The sequence below is a fragment of the Streptomyces sp. 1331.2 genome (assembly GCF_900199205.1).
Lineage (GTDB): Bacteria > Actinomycetota > Actinomycetes > Streptomycetales > Streptomycetaceae > Kitasatospora.
On record NZ_OBMJ01000001.1, the window covers coordinates 3397722 to 3422768 of the forward strand.

The following is a 25047-nucleotide window of genomic DNA, read 5'->3' on the forward strand; positions in this document are numbered from 1 at the left end:
CCACTTGCAGTCCCTGTCGGCGGGAGCGCCCGAGCGACAGGTCTGCGGACGTCCCACTCCGTACCCACGGCCCGGCCGGGCCTAGAGGTTCAGCGCCTTGACGATCTCCTCCTCCAGCGACAGGACGAACGCGTCCTTCGGCTGGGCCTGCCGGGCGAGCGGAGGGGCCGGCGGCTCCGACCGCTCCTGGGGCTCCGGGTGCTCCGGGTGCTCCGGAGCGAACAGCGGCGGCGCCGGGCGGCGGAGCGCGAACCAGTCCCGGAGGTCGGCGAGCGTGCACGGCTCCCCCCGCTCCCGGCAGCGCAGGACGAAGTCGGCCACCCGCCGCAGGCCGTCGGTCGTCGGCTCGGCGCCCTCCGGGGTCCCGAGCAGTTCCCGCACCAGGGCCACCGTGCCGGTCGAGGTGCCCCCGGCCAGCTCGACCAGCCGGTCGACGGCCCGGACGTGGGCCAGGCCCTCGGGGGTCGCGGTGGTGAACTCCCGGCCGTAGGCCGCCCTGCCCCAGCGGACGGTGCTCTGCAGCCGCTCCTGCCCGACGGCGGGCGGGAGGCTTCCGTCCTGCTCCAGCGCCCGGCGGACGTCGTCGAGCAGCAGCGCGTCCCCGCCGAACCTCGGCTTCCCGTCCCCGGCGTCCTCGCTGAAGGTCAGGTAGTGGTCCGCGGGCACCTGCCGGTCCGTGGTCTCCGACAGCGGCAGGTCGACGGTGAACGGCACCAGCCCCCGCTCGGCGACGGACTCCCGGCTGCCGTCGAAGAAGGTCACCTCGATCTCCGCAGCACCCGCGTACCGGGCCATGGGCACCGAGCCCTTGCCGTTGACGACCAGCGGGCCGGTCTCGCCGAGGGCGCCGCCGTCCCGCCAGAGCCGCTGGGCGCCGCCGGTGAGGCCCGGGGTGTGGGTGAGGTCGCCGGCGAGCTTGACGCCGACCTGGGCCTGCAGGCCCGCCTGCCGGGCGTTCAGCTCGGTCAGGACGGAACCGGAGGCGAGGCTGTTCGCCGGGCTCAGCTCGACCGCGGTGTCGTTGGTCCGGTGCACCAGCTCCAGGAGCTTCACCCGCACCTCGACGCCCTTGTCCTGGCCCAGCAGCCACCGCCCGGGCGAGGCCGTGGCGATCTCCGTGCCCCGGCTCGCGGTGCCGAACAGCGCCGACAGGTGGCTGTGCGAGGTGATGTTCTCCACCGCCGCGCCGAGCTGCCGCCACGCCCGCGCCCCGAAGTACTCCCGGCCGCGCAGCCGCACCAGGTCCTGCACACCGCCGACGTCGCCGAGCCAGCGCAGCACGTCGGTGTCGCGCAGGCCCTGCCAGACCCGGGCGGGCGGGACGGGGACGGCGACCTGCTCCGGCTCCACCACGGGGACGGGCTGCGGCGGCGGTGCCTCCTGCGCCGTGGATTCGGTCGTGGATCCGGTCGTGGATCCGGCCTTCGGCTTCGACTCGGGGGCCGGCCTGGTCTCGCCGGTCTCGACGATGGCCTCGTAGCCGATCCGCGCGGTGCGCACCACCGTGGTTGAGGCCCCTGTCAGCGGCCTGCGGGTGATCCGGAGGCGCAGCTGCGCATCGCCGTCGTAGGCGCTGCCGGGCACCTTGGCCTTGCTGGCCATCCCGGCGCCGGTGCTCCGGCTCAGGATGTCCATGTGGTCCTTGCCCCAGCCGACGGTGCCCGTCAGCCCGACCGTCACCGGCACGGCTCCCGCCACCGGGATCGTCCCGTTCACCCCGACGGTCAGGTTGTTGCCGTGGCCCGCACCGAAGTTGGTGACGCCGTCGGAGCTGGCGAAGCTGTGGTTCACCTGGGTGGCGGCGTTGAACTCGGTCGTCCCGGTCCCGCCCAGGTGGTCGCTGCGGTCGAGCAGGACGGCGTCGATCTGCACGGTGGTGCGTCCGTGCCGCACGATGATCGCGTCCCCGGCCGTCATGGCCTTGAGGCGTGCCTGCAGCCTGGTCGGGGTCAGTTCCTCCGTCAGCTTGCGGACGATGCCCTCGCGGTCGCTGCCGAAGGGGTTGCCCTCGGTCCGGTCCAGCTGGTGGAGGACCGATTCCGCGAGCGACCGGCCCTGGTGGAGCGGGTACACGTCGCCGACGACCGTCGAGGAGTCCAGCCGCCGGTGGTCCAGGTAGCCCGCCGGCTGACGGGTCGTGGCCGGGGCCGGCGGCGCGGCCCCGGCGTCCACGGGCAGGGCGTCGCGCCGCGGGACGGCCACCCGGGCGCTGCCGTCCACGTGGTCCCGGAAGGTGCCGTCGTGCAGGCCGAGCCGGGTGAACCTGACCTCGACCCGGTACCGGGTGGCGGTGTCGAAGAAGACGGCCGGCTCGGTGTGCTTGCCCCGGTTGGACACCGAGGCGATGGTGTCCGCGGCGCCGCCGTAGGTGCGGTCGATCCGGTGCGTGTACCCGGCCGTGACGTCGACGAACGTGGTCTTGAGCTTCCCCAGGACGCCGCCGGTGTAGCGGTTCAGCCGGTCCCGGGCGTAGCCCTGGCCGCTCGACGTCTGGGTGCCGGACTCGAACTCGTACTTCTCCGTGGTCGAGTGGTACGTCGATGCGCCCAGCTCGGCCGTGACGGTGATGTCGGCCCGCCAGGTCTTTCCGGAGACGGTCTCGGTGATCCGCCCGCCCCGGGTGAGCTGGGAGAGCTGCGTCTTGAACGCGACCCGGCCGAAGGTCTCCCCGATCCGGAACCGCACCTCGTCGGACAGGTCGCCGTACTTGGCCCACACCGCCTCGGTGACGGTCTCGCGCACCCGGGCGGCGCCGGTCAGGGTGTGCACCACGTAGGAGGCGTTCAGCTGGTGGCGCTCGGCCATCCGCTGCGGCGTCCGGTACGGCGCCTCTGCCACGTCCTGCGCCGGCTTCGGCGGCTTCGGCGTTTCCGGCGTGAACTCCGGCTCGCCGTCCGCGTTCCGGTGGACCGTGACGTCCGTCGTCTCCCGGCTGTCCAGGCCGAGCTCGACCCGAACGCGCTCGCTGACGGAGGTGCCGCCGGGCCTGCCGGCGGCCTCCCCGAAGCGGACCTCCAGCACCAGCTCGGCGCCGTAGATCGCCTGCGCGACCCCGTGCTTGCCGCTTGCGTACGAGCGGTCGGCGTCCCGGCCGCGCCAGGCGAACCGGTCCCGCTGCTGGCCGCTGCCGGTGGCGGAGAGCTCGATGCCCGGCGTCTCCTTGCGGACGACCCCGCCGAGCTGGCCCTGGCCGGCGAAGGTACGGGTGAGCAGCCTGCGGTCGGCGGAGAACTCGCCGGTCTCGTTCACCTGGTTGAGCTCGGCCTTGGCGTCCTCCCGCCGGTAGGTCAGCTTGGCGAGCTCGGCGGTGGCGGTGACCACGACGCCGTCCTTGCCGTGCAGCTTCAGCTCCAGCGGCTCGCCCCGGGTCATCGCGGTGAGCCGGGACGCCAGCCTGGGCTGGCCGAACGCGTGCATGACCTCTTCGCGCACCGAGCTCCAGCCGTCCCCGAACAGCTCCCGGCCCTTGGCGTCCACCGCCCGGCGCAGGGCCGCGGTGCTCTCCAGGTCCCGCAGGACGACCGTCTCGTCCAGGCCCTCCGTCCAGACGTGCTCCGGCGGCGCCTTGGCCGCGACCGGGCCGGGCGGCTCCGAGGCGGGCTGCTCCGGTGCGGGCGGCTCCCCGGGCGCGTCCCCGGTGTCGGCGCGGTCGACCAGCAGCTTCACCCCGGCCTCGCCCGCCGGGTGCTTCTCGTCCCGGCCGTTGAAGGTCAGCTCGAACCGGACGGTGCCGTCGTAGACCACACCGGGCACCTTGGACTTGCTGGTCAGCTGGGAGAGCTGCGCGTGCCCCGAGACCTCGACGTGCTCGCGCCCCAGCCGTCCGGTGGCCCCGGCGTTCACCAGCGCGCCGTCCGCCTTCGGCCCGAACGTGGGCACGACCGGGAGCTGGGTGGCGTGGGCGCGGTCCGTGACGCTGCTGTGCACCTGCTGGTGGACGGTGCCGATGGTGAACTCGGTCTCCTTGGTGGTGCCCACCTGGTGCGGGTCCACGACCCTGGCGGTGATCCCGACCGAGGCGAGCGTCCGGCCCCGCCGGTCGGTCAGCACCACGGTCACCGGCTCGTCCGCCGTCATGCTCTTCAGGTCCCGTTGCAGGCGGACGAAGTCGACCTCGGTGAGAAGCTTGCGGCGCAGCGCGGGCCAGTGCTCGCCCAGCTCCCGGACGGCCTTGGCCTCCACGCCGTGCAGCAGTGCCTCCACCGGCCGCAGTCCGTGCTGCTCGCCGCGCGGCGAGAGGTCCAGCACGATGTCCTGGCCGCCGATCCGGCCGTCGAGCAGCCGCTTCGGGGGCACCCGGGGCGTCTCGTCCGCCGGGTCGTGCACGGGGATGCCGACCGTCGTCCCGACCTCCACGGTCGCGGTCCGCCGGCCGTCCTCGGTGTGCACCAGGGCGCTCTCGTGCCGGAGGTCGCCGAAGTCGAGCTCCAGTTTCAGCTCGGTGGCGTACACGTCGTTGAGCGTGGCGGTCTTCGAGCGCGCCACCTGCCCGCCGGCGTCCAGGCGCACCTCGCTGCTGCCCCGGTCGTGGAAGTAGCCGACCAGCTCGGCGAGGTCGCCGGTGCCGCTCGCGTGCTTGCCCTGGAAGCCGAGGTTGTACTGCGAGCGCAGGTCCCCGCGCGTCCCGGTGAGCACCGTCCGGTCGGCGCCGTTCTCGATCTCGATCTTCTCCTGGCGCAGGAAGGTGCGCTTCAGGACCTCCCCGCGCAGCGAGATGCTGCCGCTCCAGCCGCTGCCGTCGAACGGGGCCGTCCAGACCTCGCCCCGGGAGAGCGCGGCGAGCACGGGCCGCAGCGTGGCGGGGCCGAAGTAGGCGTCGGCGAAGGAGCGGATCGCGGCGCGGTCGCCCGGGGTGATCCTGGCGAGGACGTCGATGACCTTGTCGCGTACGGCCGCCTCGTGCTCGGTCAGGCCGATCACGAGGTCGGTGCCGGCGATCGCGGCGGGCCTGGCGGGGGGCTCGGGCTTCGGCTCCTCGAAGAGCTCCCCGAGCAGCTGCCCGTCGGACTTCTCCTGCTCGGACCTCTCCTGCTCGGTGGCCTTCCCGGGCAGGACGTCCTCGTCGGCCCGCTCCTGGGCGTGCTCCCGGCCGCGTGCGTCGGCGTGCTCCTCGTGCCGCGGCCGGAGGACCGGCTCCACGGGCCTGCTGCCGTCGTAGTGGTCGACGCCGTTGTAGTACACGGTGACGGGCTGCCCGCCCTCCGGGCCGAGGACGCCCCGGTCGTGGATCCCGTCGTGGTGCATCAGTCGCAGCCGGATGCCCAGGGCGTGGGCCAGGGCCGCCGGAAGCATCTCCCCCGCGGCCGTCCCCCACTGGCTGCGCCAGTTCCGGACGGTCCGCAGCAGGGCCTCGCGCTCGTGCGGCAGCGCGGGGCTGTGCCCGTCGGTGATGTACTGCGCGACGATGCCCTCCAGCTCGCTCCGGCGCATCCCCGCGAAGCTCGGCCGGTCCGCCTCGGGGACGTACGCCAGCAGCTGCCGGTCACTCAACTCGCCGAGACGTCCGAGCAGTTGTCCGCGCAGACCGCGCAGCACCTCGGCCGGGAAGTCCTCCGGCGCCAGGTCGCGGTAGTGGTTCTCGACCGCGCGCCGGAGCGCGTGGATCCCGCCCCCGCTCCCGGATCCGGAGACCAGGTGGGGCGCGCTGACCGCGACCGCGTTCAGCAGGCAGAGGCCGTTGCCCGAGACCTTCACCCGGGCGCCGGGCAGGCCGAACTCCTCGACGCCGAGGGGCACCTCCAGCCCGTCGTGGCTCATGGCGTGCAGCGGGGCGGGGCGCACGCCACCCCCCGGGCCACTCGCGTCGGGCCGGGGGGTGGCCCAGAAGTCGGTGATCAGGCCGTTCTGCTGGCGGACCGTCACGCGATGGGTCGGGAAGTCCCGCACGATCTCGACGGGCAGCGCCGCGCCGGCGGCCCCGCCCAGGGCGAGCCGCCGCTGCGCGTCCTCCAGCAGGTGGTAGGCGAGGCTGCGGCGGTCGGCCGGCGCCCACGCGGCGGGCATGCCCCGGCCGGCGTCCGCCGCCAGGTTGGGCATGGCCCGGTCCACCCGCGGCCCGAACTCCGCCGCCATGTCCCCGGCCGGGGGACGGGCGCCGGTCCACGGTGCGTCCGGCGCCCGCAGCGGCCGGACCTGCGGCACGGCGGCCACCTGGGTGAGGGGGGCCGGGTTGTGCGCCGCCAGGAAGCGGGCGAACGCCGGGAGGTCGCGCCCGGCGGTCTGGAGGACGTCGGGGATCAGGACGTCGAGCGCGGTCAGCAGGCCGTTGTCCCTGGTCGCGGCCGCGTGGCGAGGGTCGGTCCGCAGGCCGGCCTGGCGGTCCGCCTCCATGACCACGGCGACCGGGTCCAACCCGGGCCGGCGGCGCAGCGCCTGCCCCGGGTCCGCGGCGAAGTCCAGCCGGACCCGGACCAGGGGCTCCCCACCGGCCCGGCCGAAGAACTCGTCGAGCCTGCGCTGCAGTTCGGCCCGGTTGTTCGGGGTGTCCGTCAGCCCGCCCAGGTGGACGTTGAGGGCGAGTTCGACGCCGTTCTGGCCGCTGTCGAAGCGCACGTGCCGGAAGGCCCCGGGGATGTACGCCGTCGTGCCGAGGCTGCCCACCCACACGGGGGACTGCGCGACGATGTCGGCGGCGCTCCACTGCCGGTGCGGCTGCACGGTGGCCGGGCGGTGCGTCAGGTGCCGGCCGTCCTCGGTGACGCCCTCGATCAGCACGCCGTCGGCCAGCCCGATCCAGTGCTCGGGCCGGGCCCCGGGCGGGCTCTGCGTCCGGCGGTCGGCGTACGCCTGCGCCACCGCCTGTTCGACCTTGGCTGGGGTCCAGGCGGCGGGGTACAGGGTGTGGGTGCGCCAGTCGTCGCGCCGGTGCCAGTTGCCGGGGAACCGGGCTTCCGGGGAGTCCGGGTGGACCTTCGGGTCGAGGTACCAGACGGCGGCCCGGTAGGTGCCGTTGTCGTTGGTCTTCCACGGCTGGTCGACCCGGACGCCGCGGAACTGGTTGGCCACCGGGTTCGGCACGTGGTGGGCGCCGTCGAGGGTGCGGCGGTTGCCGTAGCGGACGTGGTCCTCGGTCAGCTGGCTGAAGACGCTGTCGACCGGGCGCCAGGGCGACTGGGCCGGGGTGTCCAGCCCGTCCTGCCACGTGGAGGGCCGGAAGGAGACGATCCGGCCGCCCCGGACCTCGCCCTCGATCCGGACGCCGTCGTACTCGCCCAGCCAGTGGTACGTGGCGTCCCCCGCCCGCTCGATGCCCACGGCCCTGCGGGCGGTGAGCGGGTGCTCGCCGGGCCGCGGGCCGACCGGCAGGCCGGTGCCGGCGGGCGGACGGCCGGGCTGCGGGGCGTCGCCGGCCCGGCGGGCGGCGAGGTGGGCCTGCTCGGCCGCGTACACGGCCTGTTCCGCCGTCCAGTGCTTGGGGAACATCGTCCGCGTGGCCAGCGGGCTGCGGGTCTGGTCGAAGTCGCCGGAGCGCCGGCCGGAGTGCATGACCCGCTCGGCGGTGGTGGCCGCCACCTCGAAGGTGCCGTTGCGGTTCAGCGAGCCGGCCACCTCGGCGGGCCGGGTCCGGCCCGAGCCCAGCGTCGGATAGAGGTGGCCGCCCCTGCCCTTGCGGTCGCCGTGCAGCGCGGTCTCGATGACGTCGCCGCCGAGCGAGACCCGCCGAGGCAGGCCGTCCGCCGTGAATCCGCCGTGCTGGACGGGCTTGCCGGTGCTGTCCGCCGCCGGCACGCGCGAGGGCGTGCCGAGGGCCAGGTCGATGGCCGAACCCAGCTGGCGCAGGTTGCGCGGCTGGAGCACCGTGTCGGGCAGCCGGCGTATCGGGCCGCCCGGTGGGTGGTCCGCGTCGTTGTGCAGGCGGCCGCCGGGGAGCAGGAGCCGGGAGCCCATCTGGCCGCCGTCCGGGTACATCGGGCGGCGCCGCTGGCCGTTGGCGGACTCCCGGTACTCATCGGGGAACCCGAGGTGATGGCCGATCTCGTGCCCGAGGGTCACGGCGGGGGTGCCGAAGTGCCAGGCCCGGTGGTGCACGCGCCCCGGCTCGGGGTGGATGGCCACGGTCTGGGCGGCCGGCCCGGGCGTGTCGAGGAGCACGACACGGACCCTCAGCAGGTCGCCGTCGGGCAGCCGCTGACCGAGGTTGTACGCCTGGTCGACGCCCTCGGCGACGCGCGACTTCAGGGCCTCCAGGGCCTCGCGGACGTCGGGGCGCTGGAGGTCCAGGCGGCGGGTGTCCAGGTGGAGCCTGACCGTCAGGACCTTCTCGTGGTCGACGACCCGGCCGGTGTCGTCGCGCAGTTCCACCCGGTGGACCTCGAAGCGCTGGCCGCCGCGCAACTGCAGCCCGCGGACGAAGTCGTTGCGCGGCGGCACCGCCGTGGTCAGGGGCTGCCCGAGGTCCTCCGCAGCGGACACCCTCCGGTGGTGGGGCTCGCCCCAGAAGTCGGACACCAGGCCGCCCTCGACCTTGACGGCGACCCGGACCCCGCCGAAGTCGCCGCGATGGATCCGGGGCGCCGGGGGGCCACCGGGGGCGCTCTCGTGCGCGCTCCGCGGCTCGTTGTGCGTCACGACCCAGTGCGCGGCGTACCGCTTCATGTCGTCCGGCCAGGTCGCGGGCAGCCGGCGGCCCGCTCCGGGTTCGAGCACCGGGGCGAAGGCCTGCGCGATGGCCGGGGCCTGGCCGTGGACCCAGCCGGCGACCGGGTCCACGGGGTCCGGTGGCTGGTTCTCGGCCACCGCCAGCCGGCGCGCCTGGTGGTCCAACGGCGGTGATCCGTGGAGCAGTTCGCCGGTCAGGCCGGCCAGCCCGGTGGCGTCCAGGGCGTCCGAGAGGTCCTGGAAGAGCTCGGCCAAGGAGGTGACGGTGTCGTTGACGACGTCGAGCTGCGGCGCGTCCTCCGTCCCCTCGACGTAGTTCAGCCGCAGCCGGACCAGGCCGGCGCCGGGGAGGTTGCCGAAGTGCGCGTCGACCAGGTCCTGGAGGTGCCGTTGCGCGGCCTCGACGTCCGGGTGGTTCGGGCCTCCCGGGTGGACCAGTTCGAGGTCGGCGAGGATCTCCACGCCCTCCTGGCCGCTGTCGAACAGCACCCGCCGCACGCGCAGCGGCACGCCGTACTCGTCGCCCGCGTCGTGCAGGACGCCGTCGTGGACGATGTGGTCCTCGGCCCAGACGGTGTGCGCGGCGTGCGGCTGGTTCAGCGTCGGGCTGTGGGCGACCACCCGGCCGTCCACGGAGAGGCCCTCGATCCGCACCCCGCCCGCCTCGCCGATCCAGTACCGGACCTCACCGCCGGCCATCGGCACCAGGCCGTCGGCGCTCGTCGGTGACTCGGCCCAGTGCAGGGTGCCGTCGGGCATCCGCTCACTGTGGAACGCGTTGGCGAAGGCCTCCTCGACCCGCTGGCGGGTGGCCTGCCCGGTCCAGTCCAGCGGGTAGTACACCGCCTTGGCCGGGGCGTCGGCCGCCCGGCGCAGGTTCCACGGCAGCTGTGCCTCCGGCGACCCGGGCACGACCCCGGGGACCGGCGTCCAGTCGTGGACGCGCACGACGCCGTTGTGGCCCACCGAGTGGTCGGTGGCCGGCCAGCTGGGCGGCCGCACGGGCTCGGGCGGCGGGGCGCCGACGGCACCGACCCGGTGCCAGACCCCGCCGGGCGGCGGTCCGACCGGGGTGGGGGCGGTCCAGGCCGAGAAGGAGCCCCCGGCCCCGAGGATCGGCATCGTGTACAGGGGCTCGGACTGCTCGTCCGGCTGCGCCTCCCGGTGCGGCGCGGCCGGCGACTGCGCGTCGGCCGACGACTCGTGCGGTTCCGGGGCACGGTGCGGCGCCGGGGCCTGGTTCGGCTGCGCCGCCCTGGGCAGGCCCTGGAAGTCGACGATCATCCCGTTCTCGGTACGGATCTCCAGCGCGAAGGTGACGAGACCCCAGCGGAAGGTGTCCGCCGTGACGCCCTTCTCCCGCGCGGCCTCCAGGACGTTGTGGGCCACCGTCCTGCGCTGCTCGTCCGTCCAGGTGTCCGGCATGCCCCGGCCCGCGTCGGGGCGCAGGTTGGGCATGGCGGCCGCCACGGCGGCGGCCTGGTCGGTCGCCAGGTGGGTCAGCTCGTTCGCCGGCAGCCGGGTGCCGGTGCCGGGCGCACCGGGCGCCCGCAGCGGGGGCGCGCCGACGGCCGGGTGCTGCTGGGCCAAGTCCCGTACGTACGTGTGCAGTTCGGCCTGGGCGGCGTCCATCAGGTCGGGGACGAGGGCGAACAGGGCATCGCGGATCCCGTCCTCCGGGTCCACCTGCTGCTCGTCCAGGGCGCGCAGCAGGGCCGGCAGGTCCTCCGGGCCGCGGGGGTGGGCCGCGGCCGGGTCGGCGGTGATCGCCAGCCGCAGTCGCACCCGCGGCTCGCCCTCGGCCCCGCCCAGCAGCCGGTCCGCGTGACGCTGCAGCTCGGCCCGGAGGTTGCCCTGGTAGGCGGCCGCCTCCGCCGGGTCCACGTGGACCCGGACGGTCAGTTCGAGCTCGCGCGTGCCGTCGGCGGACACCAGCTCGCGCAGCGCTCCGTGCAGCCGGCCGGCCGGGCCGATCGGCACTTGTCGGGCGGGCGAGGCCGTGACGGTGGCCCCCGGCTCGTGCCGGGAGGGGGCGGGCTGCTCCGCGGTCGGGCGGTGGGTGAGGTGCACCCCGTCCCGGGTGATGCCCTCGATCCGCACGCCGTCGGCCTCGCCGACCCACTGCTCGGTCCGGCCGTCGGTGCTGACGGTCCGCCGGTTCCGGTGGGCCTCCTCGACGGCCCGCTCGATGCGGCTCTGCCGCCAGTCCCGGGGGTACATGGTGTGGGTCGGCGCGTCGTTGCGCCGGTACCAGTGGGAGGAGATCCAGGCCTCGGGCGAGTCCGGGCTCACCTTCGGATCCAGGAACCACACCTTGGCCTGGTAGGTGCCGTTCGGGTTGGCGCTGCCGGCCAGCTCGCGCACCCGGACTCCGTGGAAGACCCCGCTGCCGAACCCCGCCGCGGTGTGGGCCCCGTCCAGCACGAGGCGGTCGCCGTAGCGGAGGTGGTCCTCGGCGGCCTGGGTGAAGGCGGGGTCCTTGCCGCGCCAGGGCAGGTGCGTCGGGACGTCCAGCCCGGCCTGGTCGTGGGACGGGCGGAACGACAGGATGCGGTCGCCGCGTACCTCGCCCTCGATCCGCACCCCGGCGTACTCGCCGGTCCAGCGGTACGTCACGTCCGCGGGGCCGTCGGAGGCCCCTCCGGCGGAGGCCGTCGGGCGCCGGTCGACCGTCCCGGCCCGACGTGCCGCCAGGTGCGCCTGCTCGACCGCGTACACGGTCTGCTCCAGCGTCCAGTGGCTCGGGAACATGACCCTGGTCCGGCGGCCCTCGACGTCACCCGCCGACCGGGAGGTCTCGGTCCGGTGCCGCAGGTCCTCGCGCACCAGGAAGGTGCCGTTGCGGTTCACCGCCCCCGGCACCCGCTCCGGCGCCGGGCGGTCCGACCCCGGGTACGGCATCAGGTGGCCGCCGCGGCCGTCCGGCCCGCCGAACAGGGAGCGGAGGACGACGTCCCCCGACAGCTTCACCGTGGGCGGCAGGCCGTCGGCCGTGTGCGGGACGTTGGGTGCCAGGGCGTCGAGTCCGGCGGACCTGAGCGCACCGTCGACGACCGCCCCCAGCTGCCGCAGGTGGCGGGGCTGCAGGAGGGTGTCGGTGACGTGCGGCTCGCGGTCCCCGGTCGCGTTGTCGGCCGAGTCGATGGCGAAGCGGCCGCGCCGGTCGGTCAGGTGGGTGGCCATCAGGCTGCCGTCCGGGTACACCGGCCGGCGGCGGTGGCTCGCTTCCCGGTACTCGTCCCGCAGGCCGAGGTGGTGGCCCAGCTCGTGCCCGATGAAGTAGGAGGCCGAGCGCAGGTGCCACTCCTGGTGGCTCTCGCGCAGGTCCTTGGGTTCGACGACGACGGTCGACGCGCCGTCGCCCGGGCGGTCCACCAGCTGCGTGCGCACCCGCAGGAGGTCGCCGTTCGGCAGCCGCTGCCCCAGGTTGAAGGTCCGGTCGGCGCCCTCGGCGGTCCGCTTCCTCAGTTCGGCCAGCTCACGCCTGGTCCGGGCGTCGGTCAGGTCCAGCCGGTCGGTGTCCAGGTGCAGCCGGACCGTCAGCACGGTCTCGCGGTCCACGACCGCACCGGTGTCGTCCCGCCGCGCGATCCGCTGGACGGTGAATCCCTGGACCTCCCGGTCGTCGAGGCCGGCGAGGAACGGGTCCCGGGGCGGCCCGACCACCGCGAGCACGGGCCCCAGGTCCTCGTCGCCGGAGACCCTGCGGGCGGACGGCTCGGCCCAGTAATCGACGATCAGGCCGTTCTCGGTCAGGACGTTCAGCCGGACGTCACCGAAGCCGCCACGGTGGACGGTCGGCGCGGGCGGCCCGTCCGGGGCCTGCTCGTGCAGGGGCCGGCCGTCTTCGTGGGCGGCGACCCAGTGCGCGGCGTAGCGCTGCTGCTCCGGGGTCCAGGCCGAGGGCAGGCCGCGGCCCGCGGTGGCCGGGAGGTCGGCGGCGAACAGGCCGGTCAGGTCCTCGGCCTCGCCGTGGACCCAGGTGCCCGGCGCATGAGCGGGAAGCACCTCGGGCGCGTCGAGCAGCAGGCCGGCCGTCAGGTCGCCCAGGCCGGCGTTGTGCACCTCGTCCACGAGGTCCGGCAGCAGCTCGGCCAGGTGCTGCGGCTCCGGGCCGCCGACCAGGACGCCGTCACCGGCGGGCGCCTCGACGAAGTCCAGCCGCAGCCGGAACGGCAGGTCCCCGGGCACCAGGCTCTGCGCCACGAACTCGTCGGCGAGCGCCTGCATCCGCAACTGCGCCTCGGCGAAAGCCTCGTCCCCGACCCCGGCGGCCCGGCCCACCCGGATCTCGGCGGACAGTTCCACCCCCTCCACGCCGTCCTCGGACACCGTCCGCCGCACCCGCGACGGCACCCCGAACGGATCCCCGTCCAAGGGCACCTGCGAACCGAACCGCACCTGCGGCTGCACCAGCGTCGGGCTGTGCAGGGCCATCTCGCCGTTCAGGCGGATGCCCTCGATCCGCACTCCGTCGACCTCGCCGACCCAGTGCTCCGCGATGCCGTCGCCCTCTGCGGACGACAGCTGCGCCAGCTGGACGAACTGCGGCTCTCCGTCCGGTCCGGTGATCCAGACGTCCCGCTCGCCCGCTTCGAAGTGCTCCCGGTGGTGGGCGTTGTGGTAGGCCTGCCAGACCTTGACCAGGGTGTCCTCGGCCGTCCAGTGCTGCGGGTAGTACACGGCGGTGCCCGGGGAGTCCGCCGGCCGGCGCCGGTTCTGCGGGAACGCGGCCTCCGGCGACTCCGGGTCGACCCCGGGGACCGTCTGCCAGGCGTGCACCCGCACCACGCCGTTGTCGTCCACCGTGTGCGTGGTGGCGGGCCAGGCGGAGCCGGGCCGCAGCGGCTCGTACGGCCCGGCACCGCCCGGGTCCTCCGACCGCTGCCAGGGCCCGCCGGACTCGTGCACCACCGGGCGCGGCAGGCCGCCGGGCGCGGACCAGAAGTCGACGATCAGGCCGTTCTCGGTCAGGACGCTCAGCCGGACGCCGCCGAAGCTGCCGCGGTGGACGGTCGGCGCCGGCGTCCCGTCGGGGGCGGTCTCGCCGACGGGACGCCCGGGGTGGTGCGAGGCGACCCAGTCGGCGGCGTAGCGCCGCTGCTCCGGAGTCCAGTCGGACGGCAGGCCGCGGCCCGCGTGGGCCGGGAGGTCGGCGGCGAACATTGCGGTCAGGTCCTCGGCCTCGCCGTGGACCCAGGTGCCCGGCGCATGAGCGGGAGGCACCTCGGGCGCGTCGAGCAGCAGGCCGGCCGTCAGGTCGCCCAGGCCGGCGTTGTGCACCTCGGACACGAGGTCCGGCAGCAACTCGGCCAGGTGCTGCGGCTCCGGGCCGCCGACCAGAACGCCCTCACCGGCGAGCACCTCCACGAAGTCCAGCCGCAGCCGGAACGGCAGGTCCCCGGGCACCAGGCTCTGCCCCACGAACTCGTCGGCGAGCGCCTGCATCCGCAACTGCGCCTCGGCGAACGCCTCGTCCCCCACCCCGGCGGCCCGGCCCACCCGGATCTGCGCGGATAGCTCCACCCCCTCCACGCCGTCCTCGAACACCATCCGCCGCACCCGCGACGGCACCCCGAACGGATCCCCGTCCAAGCCCGCCTGCGAACCGAACCGCACCTGCGGCTGCACCAGCGTCGGGCTGTGCAGGTAGATCGCGCCCTGGTAGAAGACGCCCTCGATCCGCACGCCGCCGGACTCGCCCGCCCAGTGCCACGCGTCGCCGCCCGTCAGGTCCAGGAACTGCGGCCCGCCGTCGGCCCCGATGGTCCGGACCCGCCGCGCCTCCGGCGGGAGGAACGTCTCGGAGGTGCGGTTGGAGTAGGCCTCCTGGACGTGGTGCCAGGTCTCGTCGGCGGACCAGTGCTGCGGGTAGTACACCGCGCTGCCGCGGGAGTCCGCCGGCCGGCGCCAGTTCTGCGGGAAGTCCGCCTCCGGCGACTGCGGGTGGACCCCGTCGACCGTCTCCCAGGTGTGCACCCGGACCACGCCGTTGTCGTCCACCGTGTGCTCGGTGGCCGGCCACGGGGCGGACGGGCGGACCGGCTCGTACGGCGTGCCGTACCCGTCGTCGAGCCACTGCCAGATCCCGCCGGCCTCCAGGACGGGCGGCTCCGGCTGGTGGTGGATCGGCGCGCCTGCGTCCGCGTGCAGGGCCATCAGGTCGGGCTGGTGGCGCTCGGCGCGCGAGCGGTACTGGTCGGCGAAGGTCTGGCCCGGGGTGCCCTCGAAGCCGGTGATCCGCCCGCCCTCCAGCGTCACCCGGAGTTCGACGCCGGCGAACCGGCCGGTGACCGTGCCCGTCTCGTCCGCCCCGAGCGAGGCCAGCTGCTGCTCCGCGACCCGGCGCGCCGCGTACCGGCCCTCGGCGGCCGTCCACTCGCGGGGCAGGCCCCGGCCCTCGTGGTCCGCGTGGGCGGGGGCGAAGGCCGGTGCGTCGAGGCCGGCGGCCTCCAGGTCCGCCAGCCGGGTGCGGGTGGGCGGGCGGTGGCCGGTGCCCGGGGTCACCGGGGCGGTCAGCGGCGGCTCCGGCGCGGGGGCCCGGTGCAGCCCGGCGACCAGCTCGCCGATGTTCCGCAGGCGCGAACGGAGTTGGGAGGCGAACGCCATCTCGTTCGAGGACACCGGCGGCATCGCGTCCGGGTTGGTGGCCTCGGTGACGAAGCGGAGCCTGACCCGGACCGGGCGGCCACCGGGCTGGTCCTCGGGCGGGAACAACTCCCGGGCCTGGGTGTCGGCGGTCTGCTGGAGCGCCTGCCGCCGCTCTCGGGTCAGCTCTGCGCCGTGGTCCCTCACCTGGACGACCAGTTCGGTGTCCGGCTGCCCCTCGCCGTCCGGCCGCACCCGGCGGTAGCCGATGGAGTAGTCGATGTCGCCCTCCACCACGGGCCGCTCCCACAGCGTGAGCCCCCCGTCCTCCCCGTCCCCGTGGCGGGCGGGCTGCCACTCGGTGGGGCGGTGCACCAGGTGCTGCCCGTCCCGGGTGATGCCCTCGATCCGCACGCCCTGGGACGTCCCGATCCACCGCAGGCTGCCGTCCGGCAACTCCTCTTCGAACACCCGGGCCCGGTACGCCCGGTCGACCCGCTCCAGGACGTCCTCGGACACCCAGGAGTCGGGGTAGAAGGTGCGGGCCGGTTGGCCGTCGGGGCGGTGCCAGCGGGACGGGAAGTCGCTCAGCGGCGAGTTCGGCGCGACCTGCGGGTCCAGGAAGTAGGCGGGCGCCCGGTAGGTGCCGTTGCGGTTGGTGCCCACGACCGTCCCGATGTGGACGCCGTGCACGGCCGCGTCGACGGGCCGGCGGCTGCTGTGGTGGTGGAAGCCCGTGAGGGCGTGCCGGTCCCCGTAGCGGGTGAGGTCCTCGACCCGGTGGCCGTAGGGGTGCGGGACGGGCCGCGGGACGAAGGCCTCCGCGGTGAGCCCGCTCTGGTCGGCGGCGGGGCGGAAGGAGGTGAACTCGCCCGCCCGGATCCCGCCCTCGATCCGCACGCCGGCGTACTCGCCGACCCAGTGCTGCGAGAGGCTTCCGTGCCCGGTGATCCCGCCGTTGCGGCGGGCGTGCAGGTAGGCCTGCTGCGCCGCGTACACCGCGTCCTCGGCCGTCCAGTGCGCGGGGAACATCGTCCGGAACCGGTCGCGCGCCGCTTCGCCGGCGTCGGCGCGGTAGGTGCCGTTGGCGTTCTCCGCCCCGGGCAGCCGCGGGAGCCGGCGCCGGTCGGCGGCCGGCGGCGGGGCCAGGTGGCCGCCGAGGCGGTCCGGGCCGTCGAAGAGCGAGATCCGGCGGGCGTCCTCGCCGAACGTCGCCCGCAGCGGGAACTCGCCCGCGGGCACCGGCCGGGGGGCGGTGCCGAAGACCCGGTCGAGGACGGCGCCCAGCTCGTTCAGGTTGTGCGGCCGGAGCGACACCGGCGGGGACTGCCGCTCCGTCGCCACGGGGTGCTGCGCGTCGTACCAGACCCGGCCGAACTCGTCCCGGCCGGGCGCGGTCATCAGGCCGAACTCCGGGTGGACGGGCCGCGGGCCGACGTCCTGGCGCCGGTACTCGTCGACCAGGCCGAGCAGGTGGCCGACCTCGTGGCCGATCACCCGTGGCTCGGTGTCCACGCCCCAGTGCTGGGCGTGCTCCTGCGAGGTGTGGGGCTGCACCTCGACGACGTGGTGGGCGTCCTCCGGGTTGTCGACGAACCGGACGGCGACCTCCAACAGGTCACCGTCGGGCAGCCGCTGGCCCTGGTTGAGGACGTCCCGGACGCCTGCCTCCGCGTTCAGCCGGACCAGGTCGAGCTGCTGCTCGACTTCGGCCGGGGATCCCTCCAGGCCTTCGGCCTCCAGGTGGATCCGTACGGTCAGGACGGTCCTGGTGTCGCCACCGGGCTCCTGCACCCGCCGGGCCTCGTAGGACTGGATGAACTGGGCCTGCTGGGAGCGCAGGAAGCGGTCGACGGGCGGGCGCACCTCCGCCGTCGCCAGCACCCGGCCGGACCCGGTGGACGCCGGATCGCCGGAGTGGCGGCCGCCGGGCGCCGCCCAGACGTCCACGACCCGCCCGTTGCGCACCCGCAGCCGGAGGCGGACGCCGCCGAACTCCCCGGTGAGGATCTCCTCCGGCCGGCCCCTGCTCGGGCCGTTGTGCTCCGTGAAGACCCGGTGGGCGGCGTAGCGGGCGTCGTCCAGCGTCCAGTCCGCGGGGAAACCGGGGCTGCGGCGCTGCCAGTCCCGGCGGTCGAACGCCGAGCGCAGCTCGCCCGACCCGTCTGGGTCGCCCGGGTCCTGCAGTCGGAACAGCGGGGCGTCGTACGCGTCGGCTCCGGCCCGCTCCTCCGCGGTGCTCTCGAACACGAGGTCGGCCACGTCCTCGGCGTTCTCGCGACCGAACTCCTCCGGCAGGTGCTCGGCGAGCACCGGATCGGCGTCGGGCCGGACGGCGATGTCCACCACGCCAGGCCCCGGCCGGTCGGTGAACTCCAGGGTCAGCCGCAGGAGTCGGGTGCCGTCGAGCTCGCCGAAGTGGGCCGCGGCCTGGGCCTGCAGCCGCGCGGCCGCGGCGCGGACCTCCCCGGGCGACATCCCGGCCGCCGGGCGGAGGTGGACGGTGAGGGCGATGTCGTGCAGCTCGTGGCCGCTGTCGAGGAGCGCCCAGCTGATGCGGAGGTCCGGGGTGCCCTCGCCGCCGAGCTCCGCGGGGGCCGACACGTGGAGGACCCTGGTCCGCGAGGACAGCGGAGCGCCATCGGGCCGGGTCTCGGCCGGGCCGTGCGCCACGACCCGTCCGTCCTGGGAGATCCCGGCGATCAGCACCCCGTCGTGGCGGCCGATCCAGCGGGTGCGGCCGTCGCCCAGGTCGACCCACCGGTCCGGGTGGCCGGCCACCCGGGCGACGGCTGCCCGGACGTCCGCGGCGCTCCAGTGGCCGGGGTAGTGCAGATGGCCCCGGCCCGTCGGATCGAGGCCGTCCAGGCCCGTCCGGCGGACGCCCCCGGCTTCGAGGAGGACGCCCGGCTCCCGGACGGCGGGCGCCACGGTGCCGTCCTCGGTGTGGTGGCCGGGACTGCCCAGCGCCTCGTCCGCGACCGCGCCGAGGGAGCGCAGGACGGGCGGGGACAGCTCCGGGACGACCCGGTCCACCCCGTCGTGGGTGTGCTCGGCGGCGGGGACGGTGAGGGCCCGGCCGAGCTGGTGGACCAGCGCGTCCCGGGAGATGCCGAGGTGCCAGTTCTCGCCGTCCTGGCTGACGCTGCGCTCGTGCAGGCGCACCGTCCGGTGCGGGTCGCCGGTGCCGTCGACGAACTCCACCCGCACCCGCAGCAGGCTGCCGTCCGGGAGCCTGCTGCCGGTGTCGAACGCGGCGGCGGCCTCCCGGATCCGCGCCCGTAGCGCGGCCACGTCGGCCTGGGCGTCCGGCCCGGTGAGGCCGGAGGCGTCCAGGTGGGTGCGCAGGACGAGGACGGTGACGGGCTCGCCGTCCGGCGTGGTGGTGCCGCGCCGCAGCTCGAACCGCTGCGGCGGGGTGTCGCCCAGGGTGACCTCGGCCGACTGGTGGCCGGGCAGCAGCGCCGTCGCCAGGTCCTGGGCCAGGTGCGGGAACACCGCGGGGTGCACGACGGGCGCGGGCTGTGCGGACGAGGAGGACGAGGACGAGGACGAGGACGAGGAGGACGAGGCTTCGGCGGTGGCCGGCAGCTCGTGCGCGCCGGCCGGCGGCTCGCCCGTCGTCCTGCGGGCCGGCTCGGGGACGGGGCTGTTGAACTGCGCCGGGAAGGCGGCCTTGTTGCCGACCCCGTAGAAGTCGAGGATCTGGTACTCCTGCCAGTCCCGCCTGACCTCGATCGTGACGCCGTTGTACTCCACCCGCGAGACCAGCACGAGGTTGTTGTCGGGGTCCCGCGTCTCCCGCCCGATCCGGGTGCCCTTCAGCGCCGCGTGCCGGGCCTCCGCCGCGGTCCATCCGTCCGGGAGGTTGCGGCCGGCGTCGGCGCGCAGGTTCGGGGAGAAGGCGTCCGAGGCCATCGGGTCGTAGTCGAACGGATGCTCCGTCGGCGGTCGCGTGCCCGTCCCCGGTGCGCCGGGCTCGACCAGCGCCGGCTCCACGGGCCGCCTCCCCCCGGGTGCCGTCCACGCCGAGGACGTGGCCGGGTCCGGGGCCGGACCGGCCGCCCGACGGGCCGTCTCCGTGAACCCGGGCGTCAGCGAGCGGGTAAGACCGGGCAGGAGGGTGCGCAGGTCGGCGTCGCCGGTGAGCGAGTCCGCCCGGAGCACGGCGTCGGGGTGCGCGTCGGCCTCGTGGTCGGTGAACTCGACCGTCAGCCGGACCGGCGGATCGCCGTCCGACCGCTGGTTCCGGACGAACTCGTCGACGGCCCTCCGCACCGCCGCGCGGGCGGCCGCGGTCTCCTCCGGCGACGCCCCGTCCGCGGGGCGCAGGTGCACCGCCGCCTTGAGCTCGATGCCCACCTGTCCGTCAGCGAGGCGGATGTGCCGGCCGGTCAGGGCGGGGCCGCCGGTTCCGTCCCCGGCCGGGGGCCTGGTCCAGGCGGTGAGCGGCTGCTCGGCGGTCGGGCGGTGCGTCAGGTGGCGGCCGTCCCGGACGATGCCCTCGATCCGTACGCCGTCCGCCTCGCCCACCCAGCGCACGGCGCCGGATCCCAGCGTCTCGGAGGTGTGCCGTGCCGCGTACGCCTTCTCGACCGCGGTCAGGACGTCGTGCGCCTTCCACGCCTTGGGGTAGAAGGTGTGGGTCTCCCAGTCCGCGCGCCGGTGCCAGCGGGAGTCGAACGTCGCCATCGGGGCGCCCACGACCACGGTCGGGTCGAGGAACCGGACGCCCGCCCGGTAGGTGCCGTTGTCGTTGACCAGGAGCGGCTTGTCGTCCACCTTGATGCCGTGGACGGTGGCGGCCGAGGCCGTCGGCTCGTGGTGGACCCCGGTGAGGGTCTGCCGGTCGCCGTACCGGACGTGGTCCTGGACCCGCAGGTCGAAGGCCCCGCCGGTCGAACGCCACGGCACGTACGCCGGGGTGTCCAGGCCGCCCTGGTCGTCGGAGGGGCGGAAGGAGGTGAACTCCCCCGCCTTGATCTCGCCCTCGATCCGCACGCCGCCGTACTCGCCGACCCAGTGGTAGGAGTACAGGCCGGTCTCGGTGACCTTGCCGGTGCGCCGGGCGTGGTGGTACGCCTGCTCGGCGGCGTAGGACGCGTCGTCCGCCGTCCAGTGCTCGGGGAACACCGTCCGGCTCCGCACCGCCCCGGGCCGGTGGTCGGCCAGCTCCCCGACGTGCATCCTCGGCGCGGCGGCGGGCCCGCCGACCACCTTGAACGTGCCGTTGGCCTGCTCCGACCCGGGCACCCGCTGCGGCCGGGGCCGCTCGGAGCCCCGCGGCGGCACCAGGTGGCCGTCCAGGCCGTCCGGCCCGCCGTACAGCGCGCGGCGCAGCACGTCCTCGCTGAACCGGGCCCGGGCCGGCCGGTCGCCGTCCGGCGCCGGGCCGCGGTCCCGGCCGAAGGCCGCGTCGACCACCCCGCCGAGCTGCCGCAGGTTCCGGACGGCCGGCGGGGTGTGGGGCAGTGCCCGGACCGGGCCGCCGTCGGGGTTGTCCATGTCCACCAGGGAACGGCCGAATCCGTCGGTGTAGCGGCCCGCCATGATCCCGAGGTCCGGGTGGACCGCCCGGCGCCTGGACTTCGCCTCCCGGTACTCGTCGGGCAGGCCGAGCGCATGGCCGATCTCGTGGGCGATCACCCGCGACTCGGTCGTCAGGCCCCACTCGCGCAGGTTCTCCCGGGCCGACTTCTCCACGACCGTGACCGTGTGGTGGGCCGTGCCCGCGTCGGGGACGAACTCGATCTCGACCCGCAGCAGATCACCGCTGGGCAGCCGCTGCCCGAGGTTGTAGACCTTCTCGACCCCTGCCCTGCCCCGCTGCCGAAGGGCCTCCAGGGAGTCGGCGGTCTGCGGATCCGCCGGATCCAGCGCCGGGTCGAGGTTCAGGTGGACCCGGACCGTCAGCACCGTCTCGGTGTCCCCGTCGGCCAGCCGGACCCGGCGGGCGTCGAAGGACTCCCACTTCCGGTCGGCCGTGGCGCGGGTGAACGCGTCCTGGGGCGGCCTGATCTCCTTCGTGGGGACCAGCACCACCTCCGGCTCGTGCACCGGGGCGGTCGTCTGCGGGCGCAGCTTCTGGTGCGGCTCGCCCCAGACGTCGGTGATGACGCCGTCCTCCACCCGGACGTTGAGCCGCACGCCGGCGAACTCGCCGCGGTGGACCCGGGGGGCGGAGCGGTCCCCGGTCGCCTCGCCCACGACCTCGGCCTCACCCGTCCGCAGCACGTGCCGGGCGGCGATCCGGGCTTCGGCGTCGTTCCATTCGGAGGGCAGGCCGCGGCGGGGGTGGTCCCAGGCCGCGTCCGTGAACGAGGACCGCGGGCCGCCCGAACCGGTCTCGACGACGTGGACCTCGGCCACCGGCGGGGCCTTGCGGGTCTGCATGCCCATCACGAAGTCGAGGTCGTGCTTGCCCGCCGCCTCCCGGAACTGCTGCGGCAGCACCTCCCGCAGCGTCGGTTCCATCCCGGGCGTGACCGCGAGGGTGAGCGCGTCGTCGCCCGCTGTCTCGGTGAACTCCACGCGCACATTGAGCAGTTGCCCGTCGTCGGCACCCGCCTGCTGGTCGGCCGTGAACCGGGTCGCGAGCGTCCGCACCTGCTGCCGCACCGCCTCCAGCTCGGCGTGCGTCATGCCGGCGGACGGCTCCAGGTGCAGCCGGACGGTGAACTCGAAACCCTCCTGCCCGGTGTCGAACCGCACCCGCTGCAGGCTCACCTTGTCGTACCCGAGAAGCTCCGTCACGGCCCCGCGGCCGGCCACGGCCGTCTCGTGCCACGCCTCGTGGGGGGCGACAGGAGCAGGGGCGTCGGCCAGCGGGCGGTGGAACAGCAGCCGGTACTGCGGGTCGAGGACCGCCTCGATCCAGACGTCCCCGGCCCGGCCGACCACCCCGATCAGACCGTCCGGCCGCGCATGGGCCTGGCCGTTGCTCACCGCCTCGTAAACATGCCGGGCGACCGTGTCGGCGCTCCAGCCCTCCGGGTAGTACACCCGCTCGGGCGCGCCCGGCGGACGCTGCCAGGCGCGCGGGAAGGCCGTGATCGGCGACCCCGGGACCACCCCGGGCTTCAACTGCCAGCCGTCGTGGTCGCGCACGACCCCGTTGGCGTCGGTCAGCGGCTCGGGGCCGGGGCGCGAGGCCGTGCGGTCGGGGCGCAACGGGGCGGCGGCCACGCCGTCGGCGTCCACGTAGGGCTGCCAGCCGGGGAAGTCGACCGGGTCCGCCGCCGGGAGGTGGTGCTGGACGGGCGGCTGCTGCTGGGTGTCGCCGTTCGGCTGGGTGTCCCCGACCGCCGTGCCGTCCGTTCCGTCCTGCGGCGTCCGGGGGAACCGGTCGTCCGACGACTCCCCGAGGACGGTGTCGTGGTTCGGCGGCGACATCGGCAGGTCGTCGTCGCGCTCCGCCGGCACGTACCGCAGGTAGCCGTCGTCGTCCTCCACCAGGTACTGCAGCTTCGGATCCCGCTCCTGCTGGACTCCGGTGCGGCGGTCCCGGGTCTGCTCCTGGCTGTGCTCCTGGCCCAGCAGGACGGATGCGACGTTCGGATCGGGCTGCTGCTCGGTGCGCGGTTCCCTCATCGGGGGGCGCGGAGTGGGCCGGTGGTCGGAGGAGGTGGGGACGTGGGCGGCGCCGGCGCTCGCGGTCGCCGTCGCGGTCTTCTCCTGAGGGGTCTCGCGCGGCTCAGGCTGCTGGGCCGTCGTCTGCTGCTCGCCGGCGGACTGGGTGCGGCGGGGGGCCGGCTTGCCGGGCTCGTCGTTCTTCGGCGCCTCCTGCTTCGGCGTTTCGGACTTGGCGGCGTCCGGCTTGGGCCCGGTCGGCTGGTCCGGGTCGGACTGCAGCCGGACCGGCGGGGTGGTGGCGGACGAACCCGCCTTCGCCGCCTTCTGGTTGGAGCGGCCGTGCGGCTCCGGCTCGGACTCGCCCGGGCTGGAGGTCTTCCGGTGCGGCGGCGCCGGCTCGACGTGGGTGTCGGCGTGGGTGTTCTGGTTCTCGCCGAGGAAGTGCAGCCCCGCCAGGCCGATCGTCCCGGAGTCGCCGTGCTCCCCGGACTCCAGGTCCATGTGCGGCAGCAGCTTCTGCATCAGCTCGGCGACCTCGGGGTCGGGCTTCGGCGACTCGTGCTCCACGCCCGCGAACTTGTTGATGGTGTTGCCGATGTCGTCCAGCGAGGCGCCGTGCAGCTTGGCGACCTCGAAGGCGCCCGGGTGGCCCATCCGCGGCACCGGGAAGGGGACGACCTTGCCGGAGGCCAGGCAGGCCAGGGCGGCGAGGTTGATCGGGTGGTAGTACGGGAAGTACTTCGAGGCCCCCTCGCCGACCTGCTTGGCCTGCTGCTCCTGCACCCAGGTGTGGTACCTGGTCATCAGCGGGTGCGAGCCCAGGTGCATCAGGTGGCCCATCGCCCCGGTCATCATCCCGCCGACGAAGCTCCCCGCCGAGACGGAGAACTCGTGCCGGTCGTCGAAGATGAGGTTGTAGAACCCCTCGGTGAGCACGTTCTGCACGCCGCTGCGGAGGTAGTTGCCGAGCGCCATCCCGAGCTGGAACATCTTGTTCCCCTCGGTCAACTGCCCTGCGAGCTGCGGCAGGTGCTCGGTGAGCATGGTGACCTGGCGGGCCGACAGCTTCTCCCCGGCCTCCTTGGAGAAGACCCCGGAGAGCGCGTCCTTCACTCCGGCCCGCGCGGCCTCGTTGGAGCCCCAGTGCCCTGCGAAGGCCTCGCCGAACTCCCGCCCCAGCTTCCCGGCGATCTCCTTGCCGCCCAGGCTCTCGGCGAGGTGCTTGCCGAAGATCCGCTCCATGTCCTTGACGAAGATCTCGGAGAGCGTGCCCTTCCCGGTCTTCCCGAAACCGTGCCGCAGCTGCTCCGAGCCCGCCTCCATCAGCCCGCCGAGCTCCCGGGCGAAGGCCTTGGCCTCCTTCTTGGTGAAGGGCAGCTTGGCGAGCTCCTGCTCGGACTTCTCCAGCAGCTCCTTGCTGACCTTGCCGAGCGATCCCGCCTCCGCTTTCTCCGCCCCCTTGGCGGCGGCCTCCAGCAGGCCCTTGAGGCCTTCCAGGTCGCCGTGGACCAGGAAGTTGCTGAGCTTGTCCGCCAGCAGCCGGCCGCCGCTCTTGCCGAGGAGGCGGCCGAGGAGCTTGCCGAGGCCCATGCCGAGCAGGTCCAGCGGGCCGCCGAGGACGCCGCCGATGAGGCCGAACAGCGCCGCCTGCTTGGTGAGTTCCTTGTCGAACTCCTTGCGGTTGCCCTGGTCCATCTGGATCTTCTGGAGGATCTGGTCCAGCACCACACCGCCGACCACGCCCGAGAAGGTGTGCATCAGGATGGTCTTCATCAGGTACAGCATCAGGGCCTTGAGCGCGGCCTTGGTGAGCAGCTTCTTGAGCACCAGCCCGGACAGGCTGGTGCCGAAGCTGAACGGCGACCAGAAGATCGCCAGGGCGATCTCGATCATCAGCTGGACCAGCTGGGCGATCGCCATCCACTTGGTGTACTCGACCGAGTTGGCCACGTCGCCGGCGCAGTCGGCGAGCTCCTTGGCGGACTTGGCCGCCGCGGAGACGTAGTCCTCGCCGCCGTCGGCCTCGCCGATGAACGACTTCATCTTCCAGGCGAAGGTCGTCGCGGCCTGGCCCTTGAACTGCCTCAGGCAGCTGATCGCCACGGTCTCGATCAGGTCCCGCATCGCGGGCAGTTCCTCGTGCAACTGCTCGTACGCGTCCCGGATGTCGCGCAGGTCGCCCTCCTTGATCTCCGGCCAGGGCATGCCGGTGATGATCGTGAAGAAGCGCGCTGTCGAGGGGCTGACCTCGATGGACGAGTGGGGCACGTGCTGCCTGCCGTTTCCGGT

1 protein-coding gene is annotated in these 25047 nt (G+C 74.7%); it reads right to left on the reverse strand.

Features of this window, described 5'->3' with window-relative positions; all coding sequences use genetic code 11:
* Window positions 1-81: 81 nt before the first annotated feature.
* Entirely contained in the window at window positions 82-25026 is a 24945-nt protein-coding gene (locus CRP52_RS14370) for an EndoU domain-containing protein (protein ID WP_097236755.1), read from the reverse strand.
* Between the last annotated feature and the right edge of the window lie 21 nt (window positions 25027-25047).